The 7,697-nt window shown below is 61.3% G+C and carries 6 protein-coding genes; 1 reads left to right on the top strand and 5 read right to left on the bottom strand.

From position 1 onward, the window contains the following. Positions 1-1,158, top strand: a 1,158-nt coding sequence (locus ACHHTY_RS08710) for an N-acetylmuramoyl-L-alanine amidase (RefSeq protein ID WP_395493719.1), incomplete at its 5' end; no start/stop codon positions are given. Between the two features lie 83 nt (positions 1,159-1,241). On the opposite strand, the gene ACHHTY_RS08705 is transcribed toward ACHHTY_RS08710, so the two are convergent. The 5 genes from ACHHTY_RS08705 to atpA form a co-directional block, all read right to left on the bottom strand. Then, positions 1,242-2,657 (bottom strand): NAD(P)-dependent oxidoreductase, encoded by a 1,416-nt coding sequence (locus ACHHTY_RS08705; RefSeq protein WP_395493718.1) that lies wholly within the window; start codon positions 2,655-2,657, stop codon positions 1,242-1,244. A 556-nt stretch (positions 2,658-3,213) separates the two neighbouring features. Then, on the bottom strand, positions 3,214-3,636 hold the full coding sequence (locus ACHHTY_RS08700) for a F0F1 ATP synthase subunit epsilon (RefSeq protein WP_395493717.1): 423 nt from the start codon (positions 3,634-3,636) through the stop codon (positions 3,214-3,216). A 153-nt stretch (positions 3,637-3,789) separates the two neighbouring features. Continuing rightward, complete coding sequence (gene atpD, locus ACHHTY_RS08695; RefSeq protein ID WP_395493716.1) at positions 3,790-5,211, bottom strand: F0F1 ATP synthase subunit beta; 1,422 nt, start codon at positions 5,209-5,211, stop codon at positions 3,790-3,792. A 61-nt stretch (positions 5,212-5,272) separates the two neighbouring features. Next, positions 5,273-6,148 carry an ATP synthase F1 subunit gamma gene (gene atpG / locus ACHHTY_RS08690; protein ID WP_395493715.1) on the bottom strand — a complete coding sequence of 292 codons (876 nt, stop codon included), beginning with the start codon at positions 6,146-6,148 and terminating at the stop codon, positions 5,273-5,275. A gap of 24 nt (positions 6,149-6,172) precedes the next feature. Then, complete coding sequence (gene atpA, locus ACHHTY_RS08685) at positions 6,173-7,696, bottom strand: F0F1 ATP synthase subunit alpha (RefSeq protein WP_395493714.1); 1,524 nt, start codon at positions 7,694-7,696, stop codon at positions 6,173-6,175. Position 7,697 lies beyond the last annotated feature (1 nt).

The following is a 7,697-nucleotide window of genomic DNA, read 5'->3' as shown; positions in this document are numbered from 1 at the left end:
GCCGTCCGGGCCGCCTCTCCCGCCCCGGCCAAAGCCGCCGAGCTGGCCGAAATCATGCCGGTGCGCCATTGGTCCAGCGACACCTACACCCGGGTGGTCATCGAAACCAGCGCTCCCGTGACCTTCCACGCTCATCTGCAGGACCACGAACAGCAGTCCCAGCAGCTCTCCCTGGAATTAATCGGGGCCAGACTGGGCCCGCGGGTCAAGGCCGGGACCGTGCCGGTCAAAGACGGCCTGCTCAAGCAGGTCAGCCATCTCGAGCCCACCGGCAACAGCGTCCGCCTGGTCCTCGAGACCCAGTCCCGGATTGATGATTACAAGATTTTCAGCCTGGACAATCCCTTCCGGGTGGTGATCGACCTCATGGGCCGGCCGGCTCCACCCCCTCCCCGGCTGCCCGACCCGCCGCCGATCCTGGCCCGCCCGGGCGGGGAGGCCCCTCTTTCCCTGGCCCGGCAACTGGGCCTGGGAGTCCGCCGGATTGTCATCGATCCCGGCCACGGCGGCAAGGATCCCGGGGCTGTCAGCGCCACGGGCATCAAGGAAAAAGACCTGACTTTGCGGATCTCCCGCTTGTTGGCGGCGGAGTTGCGCCGCCAGGGCAGCGAGGTTCACCTGACCCGGGACCGGGATGTTTTTCTGGCCCTGGAGGAGCGGACCGCCATCGCCAACAGCAAGGACGCCGATCTTTTTATTTCGGTGCACGTCAATTCGGCGCCCAACCGCCAGGCCCGGGGGGTGGAAACCTATGTTCTCGACATGCTGGCCAGCGATGATGAGGCCATGCGGACGGCGGCCCGGGAAAACGCTTCCTCGGCCCGCAGCTTCAGCGATCTCCAGGGGATCATCCAGCAACTGCTCAACCACACCAAGCTCCAGGAGTCGGTCCAGCTGGCCGAACACGTTCACCAGACCACGGTAACCTCCCTGCGCCGGGCCTACGACGGCCGCATCATTGATCGGGGCGTGCGCCGGGCGCCTTTCGTGGTCCTGGTCGGAGCCCGGATGCCGGCAGTGCTGGTGGAAGTGGGTTTTATGAGCAACCCGGAAGAAGAACGGCTGTTGACCGACGAGCAGTATCTCAACCGCCTGGCCCAGGGTATTGCCGCAGGAATCGGCGAGTACGCCGCCAACCTAAGCCTGGCCGAACGCTAAACGGGCGGCAGCGATGCTGCCGCCCGTTTGCCAGGCAAGATATATGCTGCTTCAAAGCCAAGGGCCGCAGCCGGGGATCTGGGTCAGGCGGCCTGCGGGCTTAAGCGCCCTGCCTTGAGGTCTTGGCCCTGCAGCAGGCGATGGATGGATTCGGCCGCCTCCTTGGCCTGGGCAACTGCCTTGGCCACGGTCTGAGGCCCCAGCACCGCGTCGCCGGCGGCGAAAACCCAGGAAACCGAAGTCTGCAGGGTGGTTTCATCCACCTCGAAGGTGCCCCAGCGGCTCAAGGCCAGATTGAGGCCGCTGCCGGCGCCGATGTCGACATTCTGGCTGATGGCCGGAATGACGGCATCGGCCTCGATCATGAAATTGCTGCCCTCGATGGGCACCGGCCGGCAGCGGCCGGAGGCATCACATTCCCCCAGCTGCATGCGGATGCATTCGACGGCGGTAAGGCGGCCGTTTTCCCCGTGGATTTTGACCGGCGCGGCCAGGGTTTCAACCCTTACCCCCTCCTCCTCCAGGTGGTGAATCTCGGCCCGGGAAGCGGGCATTTCGTCGCGGCCACGGCGATAGAGGATGAAGGCTTGGTCGGAACCGGTGCGCAGGGCGGTCCGGGCGCAATCGATGGCGACATTGCCCCCTCCCACCACCACCACATTGCGGCCCAGGTTGACCTGCTCGCCCAGGTTGACCCTGCGCAGGTAATCGACTCCGTGAACCACCCCGGCCAGATCTTCCCCCTCCACCCCGAGCTTGCGGCTCACATGGGCTCCCGGGCCGAGAAAGATCGCTTCGTAGCCCTGCTCCTTGAGGTCATCCAAGGTGATATCCTGGCCGATGGTCACTCCGGTTACAACCTGCACTCCACATTGGCGCAGGGCCTCGAATTCCGCCGCGATGACGGCCCGGGGCAGGCGATAGGCGGGGATCCCAACGATAAGCATGCCGCCGCTGATGGGCAGACTTTCAAAAATGGTGCAGGAGTAGCCTTCCTTGGCCAGGTAATGAGCCACCGACATCCCGGCGGGACCGGAGCCGATGATCGCCACCTTTCTGCCGTTTGGCAGGGCGCAGGGTTGCAGGATGTTCTTGCCGTTGGCCATCATCCAGTCAACGATATAACGTTCCAGCATCCCGATAGCCACCGCATCTCCCTTCTTGCCCCGCACGCAATAGCCTTCGCACTGGAATTCATGGGGACAGACCCGGGAGCAAACGGCTGGCAGGGTATTGGTCCGGCGGTCAAGCCAGTACGCTTCTTCAATTTTACCTTCCCGCAGGAGGCGGATAAAGCCAGGGATATCATTATGCACCGGGCATCCTTCCCGGCACTTGGGTTTCTTGCATTGCAGGCAGCGTTCGGCCTCCCGCCGGGCGGTTTCCTCGTCAAAACCAAATACCACTTCATCGAAATTGGTAATCCGCTCGGCCACCGGCAATTCCCGGGGGCGCTGGCGAGGTATCGCCATCCGCTCCTTGATATCCATTGTATCCATCCCTCCTAGTTGATGTATCCATGGCAAACTTTATTTTGCACTACGGCCGGCGCCGTCCCCAATAAACGTGCAAAACAAAAGTATTATTATACTCATTTTAAATGATATTTCATGCATAAAACTCCGCCGGTAAAAATCCACCTGATTTCGAGGATATTATTAACAGCGGGCACCCTCGGGGCGGCACCGGCATGTTACCCCGGCCATGGCCACTCAGTTGGTCCCACCACCGGGCCGAAAACCGGTACCTGACAAAATGGGGATGTAACGGGCCGGTGACCGGGGCAAAATCCGGCCCCGGGATTTGCCGGCTCAAGGACATAAAAAAGGCCGACCGGGAAAGAATCCGCGGACGGCCAGATACAGTAAACAGGGCGTTTTTTACTTTGCCGGAGGCCCGGCGGCTGAGGCAGCAGGCACCACCAGGGTACGCGGCCCCGAAAACCTTGAGACAATGGGCAAACTGATTTGCCGCCGAACTGAGGCAGGCATGAATCAGCGGATCGCAACTCCCTGCCAAGCGGAACTGCGCTCGCCAGTCTGAGAAAAAACGAACTTATTTAGCCTGCCGTTGACCGGCGGCCTTCAAGCGGGCCAGGGCCCGCTGGAGCGCGGCTTCGGCCCGGACCCGGTCAATTTTTTCCTGCTGGGCCACAGCCGCGGCCAGGCGCTTCTCCGCCCGTTCCTTGGCGCGAAGGGCGCGGTCGGCGTCGATTTCGGTGCCGCGTTCGGCACTTTCCACCAGGAAGGTGACCTTGTTGCTGGAAACCTCGCAGAAGCCGCCGCTGACCATCATGACACTTTCCTGGCCGTCCCGCTTGTAGGTCAGGGTGCCGACCTTGATCGTGCTCAAAAGCGGGGCGTGATTGGCCAGCACCCCGAAAACGCCGGCGTAGCCCGGAGCGGTGACAATTTCCACCTGCTCGCTGAGCACCGCACCCTTGGGGGTGACCACTTCCAGCTGGATTAGTGCTGCCATGCCTAAACCTCCGCGCAATTATAACTATTCATCGTGGCCCATAACCTGGGGAACTGACTGCATTCAAGGGTGCAGCAGAGCCAACGGGCCAGCAGGACCCCAAGCTTAACCGATAACCGATCGCACCAGGCGTTCTGCTGGACACTTCCAGGTTTAAGCCTGAGTCTTTTCCTTGTTGGCCTTCTCCACCGCTTCGTCGATGCTGCCCACCATGTAGAAGGCGCCCTCGGGCAAATCGTCATGCTTGCCCTCCAGAATCTCCTTGAACCCGCGGACGGTGTCCTCAACTTTCACATATTTGCCGGGCATCCCGGTGAAGGTTTCGGCCACGGTAAAGGGCTGGGAAAGAAAACGTTGAATTTTCCGGGCCCGGGCCACGGTGAGCTGATCCTCCTCGGAAAGCTCGTCCATACCGAGAATGGCGATAATGTCCTGAAGGTCCTTGTACTTCTGCAGGGTAACCTGAGCCCCGCGGGCCACCAGGTAGTGCTCTTCGCCCAGAACGTTGGGATCGAGAATCCGCGAGGTGGAGTCCAGAGGATCAACCGCCGGATAGATACCCAGTTCGGCGATCTGCCGCGAGAGAACAACGGTGCCGTCGAGATGGGCAAAGGTGGTGGCCGGGGCCGGATCGGTCAAGTCGTCGGCGGGAACGTATACGCACTGGACGGCGGTGATCGAGCCCTTGGTGGTGGAGGTAATCCGCTCCTGGAGGGCGCCGAGGTCGGTGGCCAGAGTGGGCTGATAACCTACCGCCGAAGGAATCCGGCCGAGCAGAGCCGAAACCTCGGAACCGGCTTGGGTGAAACGGAAGATGTTGTCAACAAAGAAGAGCACGTCCTGGCCCTCTTCGTCCCGGAAATACTCGGCGGCGGAAAGGCCGGTCAGGGCCACCCGGCTCCGGGCTCCCGGAGGCTCGGTCATCTGGCCGTAAACCAGAGCGGCCTTGGGCAAAACGCCTGATTCCTTCATTTCATGGTAGAGGTCGTTGCCCTCACGGGTCCGCTCGCCAACCCCGCAGAAAACTGAAATGCCGCCATGGTGCAAGGCGATATTGTTGACCATCTCCATCATGATAACGGTCTTGCCGCACCCGGCACCACCGAACAGGCCCATCTTACCGCCCCGGGGAAAGGGGACCAGCAGATCGATAACCTTGATGCCGGTTTCCAGCACGTGGATCTCGGTGTCCTGTTCGGTGAAGGCCGGAGCCGGTTTATGGATCGGCCGCATCTTGTCGGAGGTGATCGCGCCCAGACCATCCACCGGCCGGCCGACCACGTTCATGATCCGGCCCAGGGCCGGGGGGCCGCAGGGAATCTCGATGGGCTTGCCGGTGTCCTTGACCGCCTGGCCGCGCACCAGACCGTCGGTCTGGTCCATGGAAACGCAGCGCGCCACGTTATTGCCGAGATGCTGGGCAACCTCGATAACCAGGTTGCCTTCCTCGTCACTGATGCCTTTATTGCTGACCAGCAGGGCGTTCATGATCTCGGGAAGCTTGCCCGGTTCAAATTCCACGTCGACTACCGGTCCAATGACCTGAATAACTTTCCCCGTGTTAACCTCGCTCATCTGACAAGCCTCCTAAACGTAGAGTTCATTAATTCCCGACGGAATAAAACGAATTTCAATTTTAACCCTTGAGGGCTTCGGCACCGCCGACAATATCCATCAGTTCAGCGGTGATCCCGGCCTGGCGGGTCTTGTTGTAGATCAGGGTCAGGTTCTGGATGATATCCTTGCAGGCCCTGGTGGCGTTATCCATTGCGGTCATCCGGGCCGCGTGCTCGCTGGCGCTGACCTCAAGCATGGCGTGATACACCATCACGTTGAGAAACATGGGCAACAGCACTTCCATGATCTCTTCCTGGCTGGGCTCGTAAATATAGACGGCCTGGCTCTTGGGGGCGGTAGCGGCCTCGGCACCTTCCAGCGGCTTGACCGGCAGCAGGCTGACCGCTTCGGGGCGCTGCACGCCGATACTGTGGAAACGACCGTAGATGATCCGGACCTCGTCGGCCTCGCCGGCCAGGAAGTTGGCGGCGGCATCCTGGGCGATGGCCCGGGCGTTGAACATCTGGAAAGTGCCCATGATGTCAACGTAGCTCTGGCGCATCAAACCGGTTTTGCGAAAAAAGTTGCGGGCTTTCTTGCCCACGCAGACCACACTGACCTTTTTGCCCTCGCTTTGCAGCTGGGCCACGGCGCGCTTGGCCATTTTGAGAATATTGGCGTTGAAACTGCCGCAGAGCCCCCGGTCGGAGGTCACCACCACCAGCTCGACCGTCTTGACCTCGCGCACCTCCATCAGGGGGAAGGTGGCCCCGCCGGTGCCGGCGGAGAGATTGGCCATGGCCGCATGGAATTGCTCGGCGTAGGGCCGGAAGGCCTCCATCTTGCTCTGGGCGCCCCGGAGCTTGGCCGCCGCCACCATGTTCATGGCCCGGGTGATCTGGGCGGTCTTCTTGACCCCGCCGATCTTGGTTTTTACATCTTTCAGGCTAGGCATGGAAACGCCTCCTTGAGCCGGATCTTATTTCAGGCCCTTGGCGGCCTTGAAGGATTCTCCGAATGCTTCCAGAGTTTTGCGAATCTTGGCCTCGAGATCGGCGTCGATCTGCTGCTTGCTCTTGAGATCATCGAAGACGCTGGGTTCGTTTTTCTCGATGTATTCATAAAGCCCGGTTTCGTATTCAGCCACCAAATCCAGGGGCAGCTTGTCCAGGTAGCCCTTGGTGCCGGCGAAAATGATGCTGACTTGCTTTTCCATGGGCAGCGGCTGGTACTGGGGCTGCTTGAGGATTTCCACCAGGCGGGCGCCGCGGGTAAGCTGGGCCTGGGTAGCGGCATCGAGATCGGAACCGAAACCGGCGAAGGCGGCCAGTTCGCGATACTGGGCGAGATCGAGGCGCAGGGTACCGGCAACCTGCTTCATCGCCTTGACCTGGGCGGCGCCACCGACCCGCGATACCGAGAGACCTACGTTGATGGCGGGCCGCACCCCGGCGAAGAAGAGGTTGGGCTCGAGATAAACCTGGCCGTCGGTAATGGAAATAACGTTGGTGGGAATATAGGCGGAAACGTCGCCGGCCTGGGTCTCGATGATCGGCAGGGCGGTCAGCGAACCGGCGCCCAGTTCGTCGGAAAGCTTGGAAGATCGTTCCAGCAGGCGGGAGTGGTTGAAGAAGATGTCCCCGGGGAAGGCTTCCCGGCCCGGCGGCCGCCGCAGCAGCAGGGAAAGCTCGCGGTAAGCAACGGCCTGCTTGGAAAGGTCATCGTAGATGATCAGGGCATGCTTGCCGTTGTCGCGAAAGTACTCGCCCATGGCGGTACCGGCAAAGGCTGAAATGTACTGCATAGGGGCTGGATCGGAGGCACAGGCGGCGACCACCGTGGTGTATTCCATGGCTCCGTGCTTGCGCAGGGCTTCAACCACCAGGGCCACGGTGGATTTCTTCTGCCCGATGGCCACGTAAATGCAGTGCATGTCGGTGTCCTTCTGGGCGATGATGGCGTCAACGCAAAGGGCGGTCTTGCCTATCTGGCGATCGCCGATGATCAATTCGCGCTGGCCGCGGCCGACCGGGGTCATGGCATCCACCGCCTTGGCTCCGGTGTAGCAGGGCTCATGGACCGATTTCCGGGCGATAACGCCGGGGGCCAGAACCTCGATCTTGCGGGTTTCCTTGGCGGTAATCGGGCCCTGGCCGTCAATAGGGGCGCCCACCCCGTCCACCACCCGACCCAGCATCTCCGGGCCTACCGGCACTTCGGCGATCCGGCCGGTCCGTTTGACGATGTCGCCTTCTTTGATATGGCGAACATCACCCAGGACCGCGCAACCGACGTTATCCTGTTCCAGGTTCAGGGCCACGCCCAAGATGCCGCCGGTGAACTCCAGCAGCTCCATGGCCATGCAGTTTTCCACTCCGTATACCCGGGCAATACCGTCACCAACCGACAAGACGGTCCCGGTCTCGCTGAGATCGACTTTGGCTTCGTATTCCTGGATCTGGCTCTTGATGATTTGGCTGATTTCTGCGGCTTTGATCTGCATC

This window comes from Desulfurivibrio nitratireducens (assembly GCF_044068515.1).
Lineage (GTDB): Bacteria > Desulfobacterota > Desulfobulbia > Desulfobulbales > Desulfurivibrionaceae > Desulfurivibrio.
The sequence above is the reverse complement of the archived record's forward strand: the minus strand, read 5'-3'. Positions and strand labels throughout refer to the sequence as shown.